Source organism: Lactobacillus sp. 23-2, from assembly GCF_044902225.1.
GTDB lineage: Bacteria > Bacillota > Bacilli > Lactobacillales > Lactobacillaceae > Lactobacillus > Lactobacillus absianus.
Map to the genome: position 1 here is coordinate 1 of NZ_JAOQBX010000018.1, position 19601 is coordinate 19601.

22 protein-coding genes are annotated in these 19601 nt (G+C 52.6%); 3 read left to right on the forward strand and 19 right to left on the reverse strand.

Going from position 1 to position 19601, the window contains the following annotated elements; genetic code table 11:
• The 6 genes from OCH80_RS07155 to OCH80_RS07180 all read right to left on the reverse strand — a co-directional run.
• A partial coding sequence (locus tag OCH80_RS07155) for a hypothetical protein (protein WP_404539371.1) occupies positions 1-548 on the reverse strand: 548 nt, incomplete at its 3' end.
• 257 nt (positions 549-805) lie between these two features.
• Positions 806-1858 (reverse strand): NAD-dependent epimerase/dehydratase family protein, encoded by a 1053-nt coding sequence (locus tag OCH80_RS07160; RefSeq protein WP_404539374.1) that lies wholly within the window; start codon positions 1856-1858, stop codon positions 806-808.
• 10 nt (positions 1859-1868) lie between these two features.
• Entirely contained in the window at positions 1869-2585 is a 717-nt protein-coding gene (locus OCH80_RS07165; protein ID WP_206988671.1) for an IspD/TarI family cytidylyltransferase, read from the reverse strand.
• A 525-nt stretch (positions 2586-3110) separates the two neighbouring features.
• Complete coding sequence (locus OCH80_RS07170) at positions 3111-3320, reverse strand: hypothetical protein (protein ID WP_404539377.1); 210 nt, start codon at positions 3318-3320, stop codon at positions 3111-3113.
• Positions 3321-3449: 129 nt separating this feature from the next.
• Complete coding sequence (gene msrB / locus OCH80_RS07175) at positions 3450-3875, reverse strand: peptide-methionine (R)-S-oxide reductase MsrB (RefSeq protein WP_404539381.1); 426 nt, start codon at positions 3873-3875, stop codon at positions 3450-3452.
• Between the two features lie 63 nt (positions 3876-3938).
• Positions 3939-4958 carry a Fic family protein gene (locus OCH80_RS07180; RefSeq protein ID WP_404539384.1) on the reverse strand — a complete coding sequence of 340 codons (1020 nt, stop codon included), beginning with the start codon at positions 4956-4958 and terminating at the stop codon, positions 3939-3941.
• A gap of 182 nt (positions 4959-5140) precedes the next feature.
• Between OCH80_RS07180 and pgmB the strand changes: the two genes are divergently transcribed.
• Positions 5141-5794, forward strand: coding sequence for a beta-phosphoglucomutase (gene pgmB, locus OCH80_RS07185; protein WP_404539387.1), 654 nt, complete (start codon positions 5141-5143; stop codon positions 5792-5794).
• Positions 5795-5844: 50 nt separating this feature from the next.
• Here pgmB and rfbD read toward each other — a convergent pair whose 3' ends face one another.
• From rfbD to OCH80_RS07250, 13 genes are all read right to left on the reverse strand, one after another.
• Complete coding sequence (gene rfbD, locus OCH80_RS07190) at positions 5845-6819, reverse strand: dTDP-4-dehydrorhamnose reductase (protein WP_404539390.1); 975 nt, start codon at positions 6817-6819, stop codon at positions 5845-5847.
• A gap of 16 nt (positions 6820-6835) precedes the next feature.
• The gene (gene rfbC, locus OCH80_RS07195; protein WP_404539393.1) at positions 6836-7492 is read right to left on the reverse strand and encodes a dTDP-4-dehydrorhamnose 3,5-epimerase; all 657 of its coding nucleotides are present in this window, start codon (positions 7490-7492) and stop codon (positions 6836-6838) included.
• On the reverse strand, positions 7473-8357 hold the full coding sequence (gene rfbA, locus OCH80_RS07200) for a glucose-1-phosphate thymidylyltransferase RfbA (protein WP_404539396.1): 885 nt from the start codon (positions 8355-8357) through the stop codon (positions 7473-7475). Before rfbA ends, rfbC begins: the two co-directional genes overlap by 20 nt.
• Before the next feature lie 39 nt (positions 8358-8396).
• Positions 8397-9380 carry a dTDP-glucose 4,6-dehydratase gene (gene rfbB / locus OCH80_RS07205; RefSeq protein ID WP_404539398.1) on the reverse strand — a complete coding sequence of 328 codons (984 nt, stop codon included), beginning with the start codon at positions 9378-9380 and terminating at the stop codon, positions 8397-8399.
• A 90-nt stretch (positions 9381-9470) separates the two neighbouring features.
• Positions 9471-9995, reverse strand: a complete 525-nt coding sequence (locus OCH80_RS07210) for a TetR family transcriptional regulator (RefSeq protein WP_154549057.1) — start codon at positions 9993-9995, stop codon at positions 9471-9473.
• Positions 9996-10006: 11 nt separating this feature from the next.
• Positions 10007-10711, reverse strand: coding sequence for an MIP/aquaporin family protein (locus tag OCH80_RS07215; protein WP_154549056.1), 705 nt, complete (start codon positions 10709-10711; stop codon positions 10007-10009).
• A 2-nt stretch (positions 10712-10713) separates the two neighbouring features.
• Positions 10714-11091, reverse strand: a complete 378-nt coding sequence (gene dhaM, locus OCH80_RS07220) for a dihydroxyacetone kinase phosphoryl donor subunit DhaM (protein ID WP_154549055.1) — start codon at positions 11089-11091, stop codon at positions 10714-10716.
• Position 11092: 1 nt separating this feature from the next.
• Positions 11093-11674: a dihydroxyacetone kinase subunit DhaL gene (gene dhaL, locus OCH80_RS07225; RefSeq protein ID WP_404539402.1), complete on the reverse strand. Its 582-nt coding sequence runs from the start codon at positions 11672-11674 to the stop codon at positions 11093-11095.
• A gap of 15 nt (positions 11675-11689) precedes the next feature.
• Entirely contained in the window at positions 11690-12685 is a 996-nt protein-coding gene (dhaK, locus tag OCH80_RS07230; RefSeq protein ID WP_206988696.1) for a dihydroxyacetone kinase subunit DhaK, read from the reverse strand.
• Between the two features lie 112 nt (positions 12686-12797).
• Complete coding sequence (locus tag OCH80_RS07235) at positions 12798-14252, reverse strand: oligosaccharide flippase family protein (protein ID WP_404539406.1); 1455 nt, start codon at positions 14250-14252, stop codon at positions 12798-12800.
• 32 nt (positions 14253-14284) lie between these two features.
• Entirely contained in the window at positions 14285-15478 is a 1194-nt protein-coding gene (locus OCH80_RS07240; RefSeq protein WP_404539409.1) for a polymerase, read from the reverse strand.
• Positions 15479-15481: 3 nt separating this feature from the next.
• Complete coding sequence (locus OCH80_RS07245) at positions 15482-16444, reverse strand: DUF6625 family protein (RefSeq protein ID WP_404539412.1); 963 nt, start codon at positions 16442-16444, stop codon at positions 15482-15484.
• Positions 16437-17447 (reverse strand): capsular polysaccharide synthesis protein, encoded by a 1011-nt coding sequence (locus tag OCH80_RS07250; protein ID WP_404539415.1) that lies wholly within the window; start codon positions 17445-17447, stop codon positions 16437-16439. Before OCH80_RS07250 ends, OCH80_RS07245 begins: the two co-directional genes overlap by 8 nt.
• A gap of 298 nt (positions 17448-17745) precedes the next feature.
• Here OCH80_RS07250 and OCH80_RS07255 point away from each other — a divergent pair, with 298 nt between their 5' ends.
• A complete protein-coding gene (locus OCH80_RS07255) occupies positions 17746-18561 on the forward strand; it encodes a phosphorylcholine transferase LicD (protein WP_404539419.1) in 816 nt (271 codons plus the stop codon).
• A gap of 132 nt (positions 18562-18693) precedes the next feature.
• Positions 18694-19593, forward strand: a complete 900-nt coding sequence (locus tag OCH80_RS07260; RefSeq protein WP_404539421.1) for a phosphotransferase — start codon at positions 18694-18696, stop codon at positions 19591-19593.
• Positions 19594-19601 lie beyond the last annotated feature (8 nt).

Here is a 19601-nt window from a genome sequence, read left to right on the forward strand (position 1 = left end):
GTCTTTGCTGAAGTCTTAGCTGCTTCCTTGGTTGACTTAGCGGCCTTCTTAGTGGTCTTTGCTGAAGTCTTTGCAGCTTCCTTGGTTGACTTAGCAGCCTTCTTGGTGGTCTTTGCTGAAGTCTTTGCTGCTTCCTTGGTTGACTTAGCGGCCTTCTTAGTGGTCTTTGCTGAAGTCTTAGCTGCTTCCTTGGTTGACTTAGCAGCCTTCTTAGTGGTCTTTGCTGAAGTCTTTGCTGCTTCCTTGGTTGACTTAGCGGCCTTCTTAGTGGTCTTTGCTGAAGTCTTAGCTGCTTCCTTGGTTGACTTAGCGGCCTTCTTAGTGGTCTTTGCTGAAGTCTTTGCAGCTTCCTTGGTTGACTTAGCAGCCTTCTTGGTGGTCTTTGTTGTCGATGTCTTTGCTGCTGCCTTCTTGTTGGTCTTAGCAGCTGCCTTCTTAGCAGCGTGAACAGTCAGTGACGTGCCTGGGTTGGCAACGGCACCAGCACCTGCAAGCAGGGCAACAGCAACAGTAGCTTTACTTAAGTTCTTAACTAAACGGTTCTTCATGATATTTTTTCCTTTCCTGATAAAACAACTATTTTCCACGTATTATAACGCATATTTTTCAAAATTGTCATTTTTTCAAAAAAATACACCTAGTATTTAAATAGACTTAAAATAAATTTTCGTGCTCGCTTAGATATTTTTCAAAAATCAATCGCACGCTGGATTTCTTTGAAAAGCCAAAAGGGTCAGGGAAAAACTCAATGTCATAAAAAAGCTTCCAGAAGTTTTCCACTTCTAGAAGCTTTTTCCCAGACTCTTTATTGTTCTTCCTTCAAAATGCGCATCGTCGCCTTTAAGGCATCGCGCAGGTCCGTGTCAGCTGTAAAACCCAGCTGGCTGATTTTATCAATATCCAGCAAGGCCTTCGTTGCGGTTGAGTAGCCAGAGGCTTCTTCGGCATCAGGCAGCTCGAAGACGACCTTCGTGCCGACCGCGTCCGCGATCGTTTCCGCCAAGTTCTTCAGCGTGGTATCGCACTTGCTGCCGGCAACGTTATAGGCTTCACCGCATTTGCCATGAACCAGCGTGAAAAAGATCGCCGCTACGGCATCAACGGAATAGATGTATGAGTACTGCTGCGTCCCGGCGCTCTTGAGCACGATGTCCTCTTTGGCAATCCCCTTCTTGATGAACTGGGACAAGGCCTTAGAATCCGATTTAAGCATCGTTGGGCCAAAAGAACGCGACAGACGGGCGATTACCACATCCAGGCCTTTTTCTTTGATATAAGCCTGGCAGAGGGCTTCACCGGTACGCTTGCTTTCAGGGTAGCCCGCGCGCAAGGTGTTGCAGTCAAGGTAGCCCAGGTAGTCTTCTTTAAACTTGTCGACGTCCCCGCGATTCTCGCCATACACTTCAACGGATGACATGAACAAGACGCGCTTGACGCCATGTTCAGCCGCGTAGCTCAGCAAGTTGTTCGTGCCAATCACGTTGGTAGTGATCGTGCTGATCGGGAACTTCGAATAAGCCAAGGGGTGAGTATTGCTGGCCGCGTGCAAAATGTAGTCAACGTGACCATCATAGTTCACGCCGGCATTGATGTCGCCTTCCGCGAAAGTAAAGTTCGCGTCGTCCCAATAGCTGCCAAAGCGGCCCTGGGCCTTCTTCGCATTGCGGCCTAAAGCAACGATCCGGCAGTTCAGATCGGCTTCTTTGTTCAAAAGCATTACTGCATCGATCAAGCAGCTGCCAATCATCCCCGTTGCCCCGGCAACCATGATTGAGCTGTCTTTGAAGGCCTTCCAATCCTGATATTTTTTAGACCAAGTTCTTAATTCTGACAGGTATTCTTGATTATCAGTAATCATCGCAGAGCCTCTAATCTAACTGGTTGGTGTTCAGGTAAGCCTTGAAAAAGCTGAGGTTTTCCGGCGTGGTCAGCTTAATGTTCATGTCTGAGCCAGCCGCGAAGTGCAGTTCAACGCCCAGATCAACCATCATCGTGTTGGTGTATGAAGACCCGTAAATGCCAATCTTTTTTTCAAAAGCTTCATGGTATTTGCTGTCAAGCAGGTCAAAATTGTAAGCCTGCGGCGTCGACACGCGGCGCAGGGTCTCACGTGGAATGTACTGGTGGGTCTTAGCCGGATCTTTTTCATCAATGACAAAAATTTGCTCATTGTAAGGCATCGAAGTTACGGCATTGCCATATTGCTGGCACTTGACGATCACGTCGGAGATAACTTCATTGTCAATCAATGGACGCACGCCATCGTGAACCAGAATGATGTCATCTTTAGCCGCTTTGCCTTCCAAGTTGAAGACCCCGTTGCGAATGGATTCCTGGCCAGTCTCCCCGCCAGTGACGATCCACTTAAGCTTGGTAATTCCATATTGCTTAGCGTAAGCTTCAGCAACGTTCTGCCAGCCATCCAGGCAGACCAATTCAATAGCATCAATTTGCGGGTGTCTTTGGAAAGATTCAAGCGTATACACCAAAACGGGCTTGTCATTGATGTTGATAAATTGCTTGGGGATCTTCTGCCCCATTCTCTTGCCAACGCCACCAGCGATTATAATTGCGATATTTGCCATTTTTTGCTCCTAAATAAATTCCCGCTGCCCTGAAATCCGCCAGCTAAGTCATGCGCGGCTTTCGGCGCGGAAAGGCCCAGTTGGGCCAAAAAGTTCAGTCAATACTTTAATTTTAGCAGATCTCCCAGTTTTTGGGGGCTATTTGACCGCTAGTTGGCTTGCAGGAAGGCGATCAATAAGTTTCAAAGCGGACGAATTCCGCGAATCTAGGCAAGGTGAACGAGATGCTCCCGTACTTGCGGGTGTCGATCAAGCCTTTGTCCTTACATACAATGTTCGTTTTTTACCCAAATCTGTTATACAACTGTATACAACCTTATACAACTTTTGTTTTCTTATACAACTGTATACAACTTTTTTAGCAAAAAAGCAGTGCCACGTGGCAGTTACGACATTGGCCAGCCGCAATTTGCTTGAAAATGCGGTTTGGGGGCTCAGTTGGGGACTTTTCGGGAACGGAGTGCGCGAGTTTGGGCTCAGTTAGGTATTTTTTCAACACTCGCGCTGGCTGGATGAACGGTCTTCCTAGATCAGGCCGATCGATTTCAAGAAGCGTTCGTCGTCCAAGGCCACATAGCTCCGGCCGCTCCTGGCTTCCAGCAAGGCCTGGTACTGGCGCAAGGATGGCAGGTCAAAGTCCTGCAGCTCAAAGTTGTCCAGCATTTCCGAATCAACGATTTGCCCATCCCCTTGAAAAAAGCCGCCCAGCCGGTCAACATCCAGCCCCTCTAGCAATGGCATTTCCCTGTAAAACAAGCAGTTGTCAAAAAATGTCCCAACAGAGCCAGCCTAAATATTATTATATTGTGTTCAAAATCAAAAAAACTGGTGAAATCCTATCATAGGACTGCACCAGTTTTTGCTTTATTCAAAAATCTTCCGGTATTCGCCATAGCCTGCTTCTGCCAGCTGGTCATAAGGGATAAACCTAAGGGCCGCGGAATTGATGCAGTAGCGCAGGCCGCCTTGGTCCAAGGGGCCATCGGTAAAAACGTGGCCCAGGTGAGAATCAGCCTGGCGGCTGCGGACCTCAGTCCGCTCCATGCCGAAGGACTGGTCCCGGCGCTGGGTGAGCTTGGCCAAAGGCTTGGTAAAAGCCGGCCAGCCGCAGCCGGAATCATACTTGTCCAACGATGAAAACAGCGGCTCGCCGCTGACCACGTCAACATAGATGCCTTTTTCAAAAAAATCGTCGTACTTTCCGCTAAAGGCTGGCTCAGTTGCAGCCTTTTGGGTCACCGCGTACTGCATCGGGGTCAGACGCTTTTTCAGTTCATTTTCCTTAGTCATTTCAGTCACCTCATTTTTAAGGCTATTGTAGTCTAGGTGACCTCTTTTCGTCCTTGATCTAAATCAAGAATCCGCGCCAATGCCTGCCGACTGAGCTGCATTTGGGCATCCCGCTTGCTCTGCTGCTTTCAGCCGCAAGGCTTCTAGAACCCGGTCCTGCTGCTCAGTCAGCATCCGCAGCATTTTTTCAATGAAAAAAGTCAGCTCGGCCCGGTTTTCAGCCTTGTCAGCTTCTTTGAAAATCCGGTAGTAGCTGGAAATCCGCGCATGAATCGCAGTGGCAACAGAGAAACCAGTGAAGCGGTCATACTTGTTAGAAAGATAAGTTGACAAAAGATAGCGCCCCATCCGGCCATTGCCATCCAGGAAAGGATGGGTGTTTTCAAAGAAAAAGTGGGTTACCAGCGCCTGATAGATTGGCGGCAGGTCGTCAGCGTTCATAAAGGCAAGCAAGCTGCTTAGAGCTTCAGAAACTGCCAGCTCAGACACTGGCGGCACATGCACCGTCTTAGTGGCCGTACCGATTCTGAGGATGCCATTTGGCAATTCATCTCGAAAAAGCTGGCCATTTGGCTGCTTATCCGCTGGAATCTCTCCCTTAAGCAGCTCGTCGTAGAGATTACGGAAGTCCCGCAGGGACTTAATCTTGGGTAATTTGCCCCGGTACATGCATACAGTTGGCCAAAACCGTCCCCCCCGCGCCTTTGAATGAGCATCAATGCTTTTGCTGACCTCAGCTGGATCGACTTCGATTCCTTCAATGCTGTTGGTATTGATAATCTCATCAAGAAGCAGCGAATCCAGAAACTGACTGACGGCAGTTTGCGGCAATTCGCGGCTCACTTTTTGAATCTCCTGCGAATTGCGGCTAAACCGGCCAGCCAAGCTGACCATTTCAGGCGTATCCACGAAGAAGAGCGGGTATTGCTTGCTTTGCTTACCACCCCTTTTGCAATCAAGCAAGGGATGAAGCCCAGTCACGACCGCGCTCTCCAAACGTCGCTTGTATTCCGCTTCAATCGAAAAATCAGCTTCATAGCCATGTTGATATTTGACAATCTCCAAAGGCTGATAGTGGCCCATCTTCTTCCCCTCCTCGCGCACGGACTCTGGTCCATTCGTTAATGCTATTTGCTCCTATTCTACTCCCCTCCCCCTCCAAAATGATCTGTAAAATGTACACTCTTCTCATTGACTTTGAACATAGTCGCCGGCCGCGGCCTTGCCTATAATTAAGTCCAGAAGAAAAAATGGAGGATGATTTCATGACTAAAGCAGCTTTATTTGACTTAGACGGCGTTATCGCCGACACGGCAGTTTACCACCTGCAGGCTTGGCACAAGCTGATCCAAGACCACTTTGGCTTGGACGCTCCCGCGGACTTGCTGGCTCAGACCAAGGGCTTGAGCCGGACGGATTCCCTGGCCGCGATTTTGTCTGGCCTGGACCTGACCGTGACCGACGATGAATTTACCCAATTAGCCGCTGAAAAAAACGCGCTCTACCAGCAGCTGCTGGCTAACCTAAACGAAGACAGCATTCTGCCCGGAATTGCTGACCTCTTAGCCGCTCTTAGAAAAAAGGGCTTCCGCCTGGCTCTGGCATCAGCCAGCCACAACGCGCCCTTGATCTTGGACAAGCTGGGCTTAAGCGGCACTTTCGACGCGATCGCTGATCCCCGCAAGGTTGCCCACGGCAAGCCGGCCCCAGACATCTTTCTGGCTGCCGCGAAAGGCGTCGGCTGCCAGCCTGAAGACTGCATCGCCTTTGAAGACTCCGCGGCTGGCATCGCCGCCATCAGGGCTGCCGGCAGCTTCGCGGTCGGCGTCGGCCAGCAGGCCGCGCGGCAAGCCGATATTGGCTTTCCTGACACCGCTGCCCTTGACCTGGACCAAATTCTCGATAACTGGCAAAACTAAACCGCAAAAAAAGCGCTGGATGATTCCAGCGCTTTTTTCAGCTTCTAATATTAGTCGAAGAAGCCTTCTGCCTTCAAGGCTTCCAGGTAGCGGTGCACCGCGTCTGGCCAAGTTGGCAATGGCTTGAAGCCGTTCTTTTCCAGCTTGCTCTTGTCCAAGCGGGAGTTGAATGGCCGCATTGCCTTGGACAGGCCGTATTCGGCCGTGGTAACCGGAGTCACCTTGGTCTTGTAGCCGGCTTGACGGTAGATTTCCTTGGTGAAGTCGTACCAGCTGATGTAGCCGGTCTTCGTGCCATTTTCGTCAAAGCCGCTGGCCGTTTCCGGCAGCTCCGCGTTAGTCGCGTGGTAGTAGCCGTACTTGTCGGTTTCGATCATGTCGACCAAGAGGCGGGCCAGGTCAAAAGTATAAGTTGGCGTGCCGATCTGGTCGTTGACCACCTTGACTTCGTCATGGGTCTTGCCCACGTTGAGCATGGTCTTGATGAAGTTCTTCCCGTTCAAGCCGAAGACCCAGGCGATGCGGACGATGAAGTACTTGTCCAGGGTTTCTGAAACGGCCAATTCGCCGCCCAGCTTGGTTTCACCGTAGACGTTCATTGGCTTGTAGCCCTTGAAGTCTGGGTCCCATGGCGTCGTCCCCTGGCCGTCAAAGACGTAGTCAGTTGAGATGTAGACCATTGGCACGTCCAGCTTCTTGGCCACGTTGGCAATGTTTTGGGTCCCGCCAACGTTGACCTTGCGGACTGCTTCCACCTTGTCGTCGTCCTCAGCCATGTCGACTGCCGTCCAAGCGGCGCAGTGGACGATCACGTCCGGATTTACCTCAGTGATGACCTTTTCCACGCCTTCAGCGTCGGTGATGTCCAAGGAAACGTAAGGAGCAGTGGTTACGGCTGAGCCGTCAGCTACCCCGCTGTATTCTGGAGCCAAGTCGCTGCCTACGCCTTCGTAGCCGCGCTTGGCCAGTTCGTTCATTACGTCATGGCCCAATTGGCCGTTGACGCCAGTTACGAAAACTTTCATTTTTCTCCTCCAAAAATTAGAACTTAAAGGTGTCCTTGATGCCCAGCCACTTTTGGTCTTTGTCAGACAAAGTCAGCTTAGTGCCGTCTTCCAGGGAGTAGCCGCTGGCGTCAGCTGAGCCTGGGTATTCGCCAACCAGCTTTGGCCATGCAATGCCGATTTCTGGGTCGTTCCAGGCCATGCCGCCTTCATCGTTTGGGTGCCAGAAATCGTTGACCTTGTAGCAGAATTCAGCCACATCGCTCAAGACCAGGAAGCCGTGGGCAAAGCCTTCTGGAATCAGGAATTGCTTCTTGTTTTCAGCAGTCAGTTCAACCCCGTACCACTTGCCGTAGGTCTTGGAGTTGCTCCGCAAGTCGACTGCCACGTCAAAAACGTCACCGCGAACGGCGCGAACCAGCTTGCATTGCGGGAAGTGCTTTTGGAAGTGCAGGCCCCGCAGCACGCCCTTGGTTGAGCTGGACTGGTTGTCTTGCACGAACTTGATGTCAAAGCCAGCTTCCTTCATGTCGTTTTCGTTGTAGGTTTCCATGAAGTAGCCACGGTCATCCCCGTGCACCGTTGGCGTAATTACTGCCAAGCCTTCGATCCCGCCGACATTTTTTTCAACTTTGATTACTTCGGTTATCAGTCCTTTCTGAAAAACTAATTTTCTAATGTCGCAATTTACCATCAGCAATGTTTTCTAAATATTTGCCATATGAACTCTTTCTATAAAAAGCTACGGCTTTCATAAGCTCATCCGTATCGATCCAGCCATTGTTATAAGCAATTTCTTCTACAGCAGAAATACTTACCCCAGTTTGCTCTTCGATTGTTTTAACGAAAGCAGATGCATCCATGAGACTGTGGACCGTTCCAGTATCCATCCATGCGCATCCCCGACCTAGCCGTTTAACGTTTAGACGATTTTCGCTAAGATACATTTCGTTTAATGACGTGATTTCAACTTCACCACGTGGACTCGGTTCGACTTGAGCCGCCTTTTCACTAACGCCAGCTGGATAAAAGTAGAGGCCGGTTACGGCATAACTGCTTTTTGGCCGTTCTGGCTTCTCTTCAATTGAGACAGCCTTGCCATCTTGGTCAAATTCAATCACTCCAAAACGTTCAGGATCTTTGACATAGCTGCCGAAAACCGTTGCATGACCTTTTTGTGCATTATCTACAGCTTCTTTGAGCATTTCTGTAAAGCCATTGCCATAAAAAATATTGTCACCCAAAACCATGGCGCACGGTTCACCATCAATAAATTCCTCCCCTAAAGTAAAAGCCTGAGCCAAACCATCTGGATTAGGCTGAATTTTGTAATTCAACTGAATTCCAAATTGAGATCCATCACCTAAAAGTTCCTTAAAACGCGGCAAATCTGTTGGCGTGGAAATAATCAAAACTTCTTTAATTCCAGCCAGCATTAATGTTGATAAGGGATAGTAGATCATCGGCTTGTCATAAACAGGTAGCAGCTGCTTGCTGGTCACCAATGTAAGTGGATAGAGGCGAGTACCAGAACCACCTGCTAAAATGATTCCTTTCATTTGCAGTTTCTCCTATTCTTTAGTCATATAATACTTTTATCAATTTTGAGAAATGATGTTTTCCCACCATTCCTTGTGGTCCAGATACCATTGGATGGTCTTCTTGATCCCATCCTTGAACATGGTTTCTGGCAGCCAGCCCAGTTCTTCGTGGATCTTGCTTGGGTCGATGGCGTAGCGTTGGTCGTGGCCCTTGCGATCGGTCACGTGTTCGATCAAGGAGTATGGCTTGCCCAGGTAGTCACAGATCAGCTTGACGATGTCGATGTTGTGCATTTCGTTGTGGCCGCCGATGTTGTAGATTTCGCCAACCTTGCCCTTTTCCAGGATCAGGTCGATGGCCTTGCAGTGGTCTTCAACGTACAGCCAGTCGCGGACGTTTTGCCCTTCGCCGTAAACTGGCAGCTTTTCGTCAGCCAGGGCCCGCTGAATCATCAATGGGATCAGCTTTTCTGGGAATTGGTAAGGGCCGTAGTTGTTTGAGCAGCGGGAAATGGTTACTGGCAAGCCGTAGGTTCTGCCGTAGGCGCCAACCAAAAGGTCAGCTGAAGCCTTTGATGATGAGTAAGGGCTTGAAGTGTGCAGCGGCGTGTCTTCGTGGAAGAAGAGGTCTGGGCGGTCAAGCGGCAGGTCGCCGTAGACTTCGTCGGTTGAGACTTGGTGGTAGCGCTTGATGCCGTACTTGCGGCAGGCGTCCATCAAGACTGAGGTCCCGATGATGTTGGTTTGCAGGAAGATTTCCGGGTTTTCGATTGAACGGTCAACGTGGCTTTCAGCAGCGAAGTTGACCACAACGTCTGGATGTGCTTCTTCAAAAAGCTTGTAGACGCCTTCGCGGTCGCAGATGTCCAGCTTGACGAAGCGGAAGTTTGGCTTGTCCATAACATCCTTCAAGGTTGACAGGTTGCCCGCGTAAGTCAGCTTGTCCAGGCAGATGATTTTACAATTAGGGTGCTGCTTCATCATGTAAAAGATGAAGTTGGCGCCGATAAAGCCTGCGCCTCCGGCAACGATAATTTTCATGAGCAATACCTCCTCGTGCAGTCAATCCGTTCAAATTAGTTAGAGTATAAAACACCCTTGAAACCATTGTTCGATTCCAAGGGTATTTCTTTATATATTCAAGGTAAAGTGCAAAGCGTTGTCGACCTTGCTGGCAATAACGTCATATTCCAGCGGCTGAGGCCGGAAAAGGTTGTCAATCATCGTGTAAGTCAGTCCAAGGCAAAAAGTATCCACGAAGTCGTGAGCCTTTTGATCATATGCCAGGCCCTCTTCTTCGATAATCTTTTTGAGAAGGACTGCGATATGACGGGAAATTTCCCCGACCACGTCGACTTCAGTCTGACTTTCATAAACACTCTTATAGAATTTCTTGTTCAGCTCAATTCCATAAAAGACCAAGAAGATGATTCCTTCCCAATCCAGATAGCCGATATTGCTTTCGATATCATTTTCCATCATCGACCGGATCGTGTATTCCAGCAAGTCATACTTGTCCTTGAAGCTTTCATAAAAAGTCTGCCGTCTGATGCCAGTCTTTTTCATAACTTTGGCAATGCTGACGTGACTGAATCCTTCTTTTGCTACCTCGTCCTTAAACACTTGCGCGATGTGCAGCTTTAAGCATTCTGACATTGGCTCACTCTTTATTTAAGCAAGGCCTGCAGGCCGCTGGCCAAGATCCCGCCAGCAATAGGCCCCAAAACCGGCACCCAAGCATAGGCCCAGTTGGCACCGCCTTTGTTAGGCACTGGCAAGATTGCGTAAGCCAGACGTGGAGAAAAGTCTCGGGCTGGATTCAGGGCAAAGCCGGTCGTTGACCCCAAAGCCTGACCTACAACCATAATCAAAAGACCAACGACCAGTGGCTTCAAGCCTTGGGTGAAGTTGCCCAAGTTGAGCAGAGTGAAGACGAAGAAGAAGGTTGCGATCGTTTCACTCAAGAAATTGAAGACTGGATTGCTGATAGCCGGGCCAGTCGCGAAAATCCCTACGCTGTTGCCTTCATCAGCCTTGGTGGCCTTGAAGTGCGGATAGTAGTGCAGGATCACTAAGGCTGCCCCAACAAAGGCACCCAAGAATTGGCCCAATAAGTACGGCAATACCTGACTCCAAGGGAAGAAGCCAAAAAGGGCAAAACCAATCGTTACCGCTGGATTAAGGTGGCCTTGTGAACCGAATTGACCTGCCACGTAAACGCCAAAGGTTACGGCCATCCCCCAGGCCAGAGCAACAAAGAGCCAGCCTTGGCCTTTAGCATAAGCCTTGTTCAAGCTGATCCCAGCCCCGCAGCCAACGCCAAAGACTATCAGAATCATCGTTCCTAAGAACTCTCCTAAAAATCCGTTCATGATTAGTCATCTCCTTTAATTTTCAGAGGTGCCAGCTGGCTTTCTAATTCTGCCAGCCCAACGCCTGCCTGCAAAAGCGAAGCTGCCACGTATGAGCCTTCTATCAAAGCCGTATCGTAGACATGCAGCTTCTTGTCAGCAAACTCCCCAGCCATGTCCAAATTCATTTTTGCACTGCCAAGGTCATAAAAAGCCAAGATCTCGTCCGCTGAATTTTCCGCAATGGCTTGGCTGATTTTTTCCATGCTGGTGCCAATATCGCCATCATCAGTCCCACCGGCAAAAGTAATTGGCACGTCAGCTGCTGCCTGCTTGAGCAGCTTTGGAAGACCAGCCGCAATTTCAGGGACATGTGATACAACTAAAATTCCGTAAGTCATGCTAACCCTCCACTTCCAGCAGAGCACTGAACAAGTAGCCGCTAGATACGGAACCTGGGTCCAGATGGCCAATTGACCGTTCGCCTAAGTACGAAGCCCGGCCTTTCTTGGCTTGCATTGGCTTAGTTCTTTCAACGGCCTTTTGAATCACCTCTTCTGTCAATTCACCCTTGGCCAAAGCCGGAACGACTACGGACCAAACATCGACCATGGTCTTGTCGCCCGGTTCAGCACCGCCCCGCTTTTTTATGCCCAAGAGGGCTGCTTCAGTCAGCTTGGCTAAATCAGTTTCTTTGGCGCTCAATTTCGCCATTTCCAAAAAGGCTGTCCCATACAAAGGACCCGATGCACCGCCAACCTTGCTGATAAGCGACATAGCCACCAGCTTCAGGGCTGAGGTTAAGTCAGCTGGCTTTTTAGCATTCAAAGCATCTTCTACCGCAACCATCCCTCTGGCCATATTGTTGCCGTGGTCACCGTCACCGATTGGCGTGTCCAAATCGCTTAAGTAGGCCTTGTTGGCTTCGATCTTTTTAGCAAAAGCTGCCATCCACTTGTTCAACAATTCTGTCGTCAGTTCCATTTTCAGCAATCTCCTTTACCAAGCAATCGTCTTAACCGGGTAGTTCAAGTAGTCCAGCCACTTGTCATCCGCAATTTCCATTACCGTCAGAGAAATCCCTGCCATATCAATGGAGGTCATGTAATTGCCGGCTTTGGTAAAGACCGGCTTAATGCCCTTTTCATCCAGCCAATCGAGAACGTCTTTGCTGAAGATGTATTGCTCCATCAACGGCGTTGCCCCCATCCCGTTGACCAAAACAGCATATTTCTTGTCAGCGGTCAGTTGCAAGCTGGCATCGATCTTGCTGAGGAGTTCGTTGGCCAGATCTTTGGATGGCTTGATCTTTTCTCTGCGGTAGCCTGGTTCGCTGTGAATGCCGACCCCATATTCAATCTCATCATCTGCCAGAACGAAGCCCGGCTTGCCAACTTCTGGTACGGTAGCAGCTGACAAGGCTACCCCAATGGTATTAATGTGTGGCAAAACTGCTTTTGCCAATTGCTCAATTTCATCCAGGCTGGCGCCCTGATCAGCTGCTGCTCCCAAAATCTTGTGCATGAAGACAGTCCCAGCTACCCCGCGGCGGCCTTGAGTATACAGGCTGTTTTCAACGGCAATGTCGTCATCAACCACGATCGAGCGAACTTCAATATCATCCATTGCAGCCAAGTCTTTGGCCATATCAAAGTTCATCACGTCGCCAGAGTAGTTTTTGACGATCAAGAAGACGCCTTTGCCTTGGTCAGCGGCCTTGATGGCCTCGTAAATTTGGTCAGGCGTTGGCGAAGTAAAGACTTGACCGCAAACGGCAGCCGTCAGCATCCCCGCCCCCACGTAACCGGCGTGGGCTGGCTCATGGCCGCTGCCCCCACCACTGACTAAGCCAACTTTGCCCTTCATCGATTCCTTGTCGCTTCTAACCAAGGCAGTCGTGCCAGGAATCCGTTCAACGTATTGCGGGTACATTCTGGATAAGCCAGTTACCATTTCTTCAACCACATCGCTTGGGTTATTAATGATCTTTTTCATGGGAAATCCTCCTTGCTATTTTTTCCTTCGTATCTATTACCAATCTTATTGTGTAAGCGCTATATTTACAACGGACAGTTTTGCAAAGTTGTCCGCCCGTCTGGCCTCATCCCTACTCCTGTCTAAGTCCGTGCTTAAATTCAGCCAGGATGCGGTTGCCGCAGAGGTGCAGGATCGCGAAGTAGCCGGGGGCGGCCCAAAGGACGGCCCAGAAGACGGTCGCGCCCGGGCCCAATCCTTTGGCCAAAAGCAGCTGGCAGACCAGGTACACGTACAAGCAGCCCAGCAGGCTGCTGGCCAGCTTTTTCCAGCTGGGCAACAGGCGGGCCTCCTTCTTAGCCAGCCAGCAGCAAGCCGCGCACGCCGCGATGTCGGCCAGCAGCGTCGCCGCGGCCGCGCCAGTTGCTTGATAAGCCGGGATCAGCAGCCAGTTCAAGCCGACATTGACTACGGCAGCTAGGCTGACAGCCAGCAGGGCGGCTTTTTCCTGCCGGGCCGGAACCAGGACGGCGGCCATGTAAAACCAGGAGAACAAGGAGAAGACCAAAGCCAGGCCAAGGAGGCTCATGGCCCCCGCGGCCGGCGCGAAATCTAAGTCCGCGGTTAAAACGACCACCTGCTCGCTTAAGGCAAACAAGCCGCAGGACGCCGGCAAAACCAGCGCCGCCAGCAAGTCGGCCAGCTGCCTGGCCAATCTTTGAAAAGACGCGCCCCCTTTTTGCCCATAAAGGCAGGCCAGGCGCGGCACGGAGACCACGATGACTGCCCCCAGCAGCTGCTTGAGCAGCGCCGTCACCTTGCTGGCAACGGAATAGAGGCCAACATAGTAGTCGCTGGCCAGCAGGCCCAATTGGGCCACGTCCGCGCTGGCGTAAAGCAGGTTGACCACGGCATTGGCAAAAAGCACCATAATGGCCGGCAGGTGCTGTTGCCAAGAAAAACGCCAAGTCAAAGACCAAGTGCAGTATTCGCGCAGGCGGACCAGGTTGAGCAAATTGGCCCCGGCACTGGCCACTACGGTCGTCCAGGCATACAGCAAGAGGTCGCCCTCATCCTTGACCAAGGTCAGCAGCAGGACCAGCGAGAGGACTTGACAGCCGATGTTGCGGATGGCCAAGTAGCCATATTCCTCGTGGATGGCATAGAGCCACTCGCAGCCCAAAGTCGTAAACAGCAGGCTGGTGCTCAAGGTCCAGATCAAGGGCGCGTAAGCGCGCAGCTTGCTGGAAAAAAGCAGTCCCGCCGCCAGACCCAGATAAGCCAGCAGGGTCGCGGCCAGGTTGATGACCAGGACTTCCGAGGCAAAACGGGACAAGGCTTGCGGGTCATGGCGCTTCTTCGCTCCTTCCCTGGTCGCGTAGGCGTAGATGCCTAAACCCGCCACCAGGGCCGCCCAGCTGACGACCGCGGCGGCGAAGTCGTATTGACCCAGCTGCTCCACCCGCAAAATCCGCGCCAGGTAGGGATAAGTCACCAAGGCGCAGAGCAAGCGGGTTCCCGTCTGCAGGCCGCTGGCCAAGGCATTGCGCGGCAGCGACTTCTCTTTGCTTTTCTTTGCTTTTTCCATGCGTCACCTTCTTTCGATTGATTGCTGACAATTCACCCGCACAGGCCCAGCGCGGCGGCGAGGAAGACCCCGGAGGCGCTGGTAAAAATCGGGTTTCCCAGGGAGCTGATCAGGAAAAAGGCCACCAAGCTTATGCACGCCGCCCGCGGGTAGCCCGGCGCGGCTTTCTTCAGGCAAGCCAGCAGCTGCAGCGCCAGCCAGTACGCGTACAGCAAGGCGCCAAAGAAGCCAAACTGGGCCAAGAGCATGGGCCAGAAGTTGTCGTTCATGGCAAAGCCGGTCTCACTGGCCAGCGCGTAGTCATGGTTGAAGCCAAAGCGGACGTAAAGGGGCGAATAATGCTTAAAAGCCTGGTCCGACCCATAGGTCGCGAAGCCGCTGCCGCCTGGGAAATATTCCCGCAAGACGACCAGGGCATGGCGAAGCAATTTCGACCTGACCGTTTCGCTGAAAAAGTACTCCTTGACCTGGGGGTAGCCCAGGCAAAAAGCCACGCCGGCCGCGCTGACGGCCTTCTTCCAGGTCAAGCGGACCGCCTGACGCTCATAGCGCAAGGCCAAAAGCAGGATCCCGCTGGCCCCGATGCCGCCGGCCCGCAGGGTCATGGCTACCGTGGCCAAATACAGGATCAGCCAAAGCCTGACGCCCTTTTGCCGCCTAAGCCCCTGCCCCAGCATGATCACCACTAGCGACACCAGCAGCACCTCGTTTAAGGCAGCTGGGTTTTCATAAATGAACTTGTAGGACCTGATTCCATAGCGCAGGTCATAGCTGAGGCCGATCTCGGCCACCAAGTTGACCAGGCCGCCCAAAAAGGCCACTAAGATAAAGGCCTTGCTGGCCCACAGCAAGTTGCTGACGATCGTCCTTTTTTCCCAAGGGCGCAGGCAGCAGCTGACGTAAAAGACCACCAGGGGCAGCTTGATCAGCTTAAAGGCGTCAATTGCCACCGGCATCCCCTTGATCAAGCCAGATGTCAGGCCGGAAACCAGCCCGATCGCTTCTACCAGCCCCAAGGCCAGGACGCTCTTCAGCAGCAGCGCTTCTTCCTTCTTGCTCAGCCGCTTGGTCAAAAGGGCCCAGCCAATTCCCAGCAGGCTGAAGACGGCCAAAAGCTCGTCTTGGCTGTCAGCCAGGGGCAGGACTTGGCCCAGCCCGGCAAAAGCGGCCATCTGCAGGGTCAAGTAGACCGTGACCAGGTTCTGCCGGCGCAGCTTGATGACCATGGCTCAGTTCCTGCCCAGCAGGTACTTGCGCCAGCGCCGCCGCCACTTGAAGTGCCAGTGCGCCAGCAGGACGCGCAATTCCCCAGGCAGGCTGAAGCCGTTATAGCGCTTGATCTCCCCCATGGTCACGTTGAAGCCGGGCTCTTTGGCGTAAAAGCCGTCCTTGCCGATAAAGTAGCTGTCGCTTTGGTAAAAATTCCTGCTCATCGCCCTTTTTGGGAAATGCAGGTAAGCCAGCTCCTCATACTTGATCCGCCCGTCCTCATAGTAGGCCCGGTAGATCCGCCCCCGCTCATAAAAGAAGGTCTGACGGGAATGGTTCAGTGAGCGGCGGTCTTTGCGCTTTAAGTAGGACTTGGTCCGCCGCATCTGGTCCCGCCAGGAGTAGATGTCCGCGAAGTTCCGCTTTTGATAGCTCCTGATCCCCAGCAGGTCAAACTTGCGCTGGATTCCGGCCACCTCGTCAAAGACGCAGGCCACGTCCGTTTGAAAGACCCGCCGGTAGTCCATCCCGCCCCTGGCCATGAAGCGCAGGTTGTTGGTGACCGTATTGCGAAAAATGGTCAAATGCCCGTTCTGGTAGAGCTTGTCGTACTTGGCCAGCAAAGAGGCGGGCACAAATTCCGCCAGCCGCCCCATGACCTGGTCCAAGTCACAATACCCCCAGTAGCGGTAATCCTTGAGCCAGTCGGCCAACAGCCAGCCAAAGGCCGGGCGGTAGTCGCAGATCTTGTAGGGCTGATGCAGGCGGATCGGGAAGCTGATCTTCCGCTGGAACTTGGCCCGCAAAGCCGGCAGGGTCAGCTGCTTGATCTTGAGGTTGGCCGGGGGCTCCTTGACCAGCTGGTCAGTCACCAGAATAAAGTCGATTTCCGGGTTTGCCCGGACAGAATTGAAAAACAGGTCCGCGTAATTTGGCAGAGGTCCAAAGTAGCAGAGCACTAATGCAAGCTTGGCGTCAGTCATCGCAGGCTCCTTTCATTTGGCCGACCACTTGCTGGTAAAAAGTCGCCGGCTTGGCAAAATCTTCCTCCGGAAATTTGTGGGAAAGCTTGTGGATTGCCGTCTGCCTGGCAATCGCCGCCCAAATCCGCGGATCATAAGGTTCAAACAGGCGAAGGCCCAATTGGTGGGGGGCGCTGCTGTCCACTGGCACTACCCGTGCCCAGTCCTTAGGACAGGCTTCAACCGCCAATTGGAAAAAGGCGTGGAACAGGTAGTAATCCAGCAGGTCATCATGATCCCGCCAGTAGCTGTAAAGCAGGTCCCGCGTGATCAGCAGCAGGCGGTCAAGGCGCGGGGCCACTAAGAGCCAGTTGGACATTGGCAAAGCCTGCCCGTCCCTTCCAGGCTTAAGCAGCTGGTAGGCAAACAGCTCTTTTTTAAACAGCCAGTCCGGCAGGTCGCGGCTGGCATAGAAGACGGTCGCGTCTGACCAGATGCCGCCATAGTTGATCAAGAGCTCCAAGCGGATCAGGTCCGCCAAATGGGCCCCCGCGATCACGCCGCGCGCGATCTTGTCCTGGATTTCCTGGGGAAAAGTCACGTAGTTGCGGTAGTTCTTTTCCGTAATCAGGACCACCTGCCGCCTGCCTTCATAGGCCCTTCTGGCTGAGGCATAGCACTTTTGCACCACTTCCGGCGCCTGGTGGATTCCCTGCAGCCAGCAGAACCAGACATAGTCCACGCCCTTGTCTTCCTCCTTCAGCCCGCGGCTAGGATTTGGGGAATGGTGGGCCACTAAGGCCTGCAATTCTTGGCGGTAGCGCCGGCGCAGCTTTTCCCGGATCCGGTACTGGGTGCTCAGGCGCAGGATCTCCAGGCCCTGACGCTTGCCTCCTAAAGCCAGCAGCTGGTTGAGGGCCAAGGGCAGGCAGCCGGCCCGGGCATACCGGCGCACCAGGCTCCAGCCGCCCTGCTGCTTGAAATAGTAACGGGCGTTTTTGTCATTTGCGTTTCGTGTTTTCATAGTCAGCTCCTTTGCTGTGAAATTTGGTAAGGGATAAATTAGCATACAAGTGCAGGCCTGTACAAGGCAGATGACCGCCAGCTCAACTTCTGCGCTTATTTTTTCGCACGCTTGTGAAAAAAGCTTAATCCTTGCGTCCAAATGGCCTAATAGGAACAAAGCGGCAGGGGCCACTTTTTCCAAGCCGTTTTGCACGAGCGGGAAAGAATTTCTTAAGATTTTCCGCCTTGACGAAGGGGTGGCTGGCTTGCTAAATTATTTGACCACAACCCAAATCCAAATTTTGAAGGAGGCTTATATGCACAAACTAACCCTTTCCGAGATCCAGGAAATCGAACTGGACAACCTGCTGACCATTGACCGGCTCTGCCAGAAACTGGGCCTGGTCTACTATCTGGCCTACGGGACTCTGCTGGGAGCCGTCCGCCACCAGGACTTTATCCCTTGGGATGACGACACGGACATCTGGATGCCGCGGCGGGATTATGAGCAATTGATCCGCTACTGCGAGCAAAACTGCCCCGCCCCCTACAAGCTGTGCACCCGGAAAAACAGCCGCGACTTTCCTTACGGCCTGGCCCGCTTCAGCAACCTGGACTACGAATTCGTCTCAACCAATCCCGTCGAGCAATTTGCGGCCGGGGTCTTCACCGACATCTACCCCCTAGATGAAAACGGGGCGTCCTACTCGGTCGCCCGCTGGCTCTACCGCCGCTGCAAGTGGGCCAACATTGCCTACTATGCCTACGCGGCCAACTGGCCCCAGAATTTTGCCAGCAAGGCGGCCCAGCGCTTGTACCAAGGCGCTATCCACTGCCTCTTTGGCGACCAATTTGCCCAAGCCGTCGACGGCAAGATCCAGCGAATGATTTTTTCAAAAACGAAAAACGGCTGCCAGCACGTCGGCGTGCCGGCCTGGCCGGACGGCGGCGTCCACCTGCTCAAGAAAGAATACTTCGGGGCCGGCCAGTACGCTGACTTTGCCGGCTGCTCCCTGCGCATCCCCGCCAAGCCCGGCCCGATCCTGCGGGAATACTACGGGGACTACCAGGAGCTGCCCCCAGCCTGGGCCCGCTACCCCCACCATGACTACAAGATCTATCCCAAAGCTTGAGTTTTCAGGAATCCATAAATTTTATTTTGCTTGTCATAAAAAGACATCATTTCAGATTATCAGCCTCCCATGCTATTCTGTTAGCACGCTAATTTTTCAGCACAAAAACACACGAAACAAGGAAGGTGACCAATGTCAAACCACTTAAGTCAGCAGGCAGTCATGACGATTGCCATCTTTTTCCAAGCTGACCCTGAAGAATTGCAGTTCGTGCCCCTGAGCCGGGGCATGAGCAACCAGTCATTCCGCCTGGAATGCCGGGGGCAGAGCTACCATTTCCGCCAGCCGGGACCAGGCCAGGAGCTGATCAACCGCGAGCGCGAAGCCGCGGTCTACCAGGCCATCAAGCCCTACGGCTTCTGCGACTCCCCTTTGTTCTTGGACCCCGACACGGGCTTCAAGCTCAGCCGCTTCTTGCCAGACGCCCGCCCCTGCAACCCCCGCCGGGGCAAGGACCTGGACCTGTGGCTCAAGAAGATTCGCCAGCTGCACCGCGCCAAGCTTGAGGTAGGCCACGCCTTTGACCTGTTTGGCCAGATCAGCCATTATGAAGCCCTTTGGCAGGGCTGCCCCTCGATTTACCCAGACTATCAAGAGACCAAGGAAAAGGTCTTTGAGCTCCAGAACTACATCAGCTTAGTGCCCAAAGACTGGTGCCTGACCCACCTTGACCCAGTCTTTGACAACTGCCTCTTTTATCAAGCAGAAGGGTGCGAGCAAATGCAGCTGACCGACTGGGAATATGCCGGCATGCAGGATCCCCATCTGGACCTGGCTATGTTCGCCATCTATGCCGGCTACTCCCAAACAGAGGTCGACCAGCTACTGGACAAGTACTTCCAAGGTCCTTGTCCGGAAATCATCAAAAACAAGATCTACTGCTATATTGCCGCCTGCGGCCTGCTCTGGTCCAACTGGTGCGAGTACATGCGCCGAATCGGCAAGGAGTTTGGCGATTATGGCTTAAGCCAGTACCGCTACGCCAAAGACTACAGCAAGGCGGCCAGCAAGCGCATCAACCAATTCGACTAGCAAAGGAG

Coding starts and splice junctions, on each gene's coding strand:
- OCH80_RS07160 (WP_404539374.1), bottom strand. CDS start 1,858: ATGATTACTGATAATCAAGAATACCTGTCAGAATTAAGAACTTGGTCT.
- OCH80_RS07165 (WP_206988671.1), bottom strand. CDS start 2,585: ATGGCAAATATCGCAATTATAATCGCTGGTGGCGTTGGCAAGAGAATG.
- msrB (WP_404539381.1), bottom strand. CDS start 3,875: ATGACTAAGGAAAATGAACTGAAAAAGCGTCTGACCCCGATGCAGTAC.
- OCH80_RS07180 (WP_404539384.1), bottom strand. CDS start 4,958: ATGGGCCACTATCAGCCTTTGGAGATTGTCAAATATCAACATGGCTAT.
- pgmB (WP_404539387.1), top strand. CDS start 5,141: ATGACTAAAGCAGCTTTATTTGACTTAGACGGCGTTATCGCCGACACG.
- rfbD (WP_404539390.1), bottom strand. CDS start 6,819: ATGAAAGTTTTCGTAACTGGCGTCAACGGCCAATTGGGCCATGACGTA.
- rfbC (WP_404539393.1), bottom strand. CDS start 7,492: ATGGTAAATTGCGACATTAGAAAATTAGTTTTTCAGAAAGGACTGATA.
- rfbA (WP_404539396.1), bottom strand. CDS start 8,357: ATGAAAGGAATCATTTTAGCAGGTGGTTCTGGTACTCGCCTCTATCCA.
- rfbB (WP_404539398.1), bottom strand. CDS start 9,380: ATGAAAATTATCGTTGCCGGAGGCGCAGGCTTTATCGGCGCCAACTTC.
- OCH80_RS07210 (WP_154549057.1), bottom strand. CDS start 9,995: ATGTCAGAATGCTTAAAGCTGCACATCGCGCAAGTGTTTAAGGACGAG.
- OCH80_RS07215 (WP_154549056.1), bottom strand. CDS start 10,711: ATGAACGGATTTTTAGGAGAGTTCTTAGGAACGATGATTCTGATAGTC.
- dhaM (WP_154549055.1), bottom strand. CDS start 11,091: ATGACTTACGGAATTTTAGTTGTATCACATGTCCCTGAAATTGCGGCT.
- dhaL (WP_404539402.1), bottom strand. CDS start 11,674: ATGGAACTGACGACAGAATTGTTGAACAAGTGGATGGCAGCTTTTGCT.
- dhaK (WP_206988696.1), bottom strand. CDS start 12,685: ATGAAAAAGATCATTAATAACCCAAGCGATGTGGTTGAAGAAATGGTA.
- OCH80_RS07235 (WP_404539406.1), bottom strand. CDS start 14,252: ATGGAAAAAGCAAAGAAAAGCAAAGAGAAGTCGCTGCCGCGCAATGCC.
- OCH80_RS07240 (WP_404539409.1), bottom strand. CDS start 15,478: ATGGTCATCAAGCTGCGCCGGCAGAACCTGGTCACGGTCTACTTGACC.
- OCH80_RS07245 (WP_404539412.1), bottom strand. CDS start 16,444: ATGACTGACGCCAAGCTTGCATTAGTGCTCTGCTACTTTGGACCTCTG.
- OCH80_RS07250 (WP_404539415.1), bottom strand. CDS start 17,447: ATGAAAACACGAAACGCAAATGACAAAAACGCCCGTTACTATTTCAAG.
- OCH80_RS07255 (WP_404539419.1), top strand. CDS start 17,746: ATGCACAAACTAACCCTTTCCGAGATCCAGGAAATCGAACTGGACAAC.
- OCH80_RS07260 (WP_404539421.1), top strand. CDS start 18,694: ATGTCAAACCACTTAAGTCAGCAGGCAGTCATGACGATTGCCATCTTT.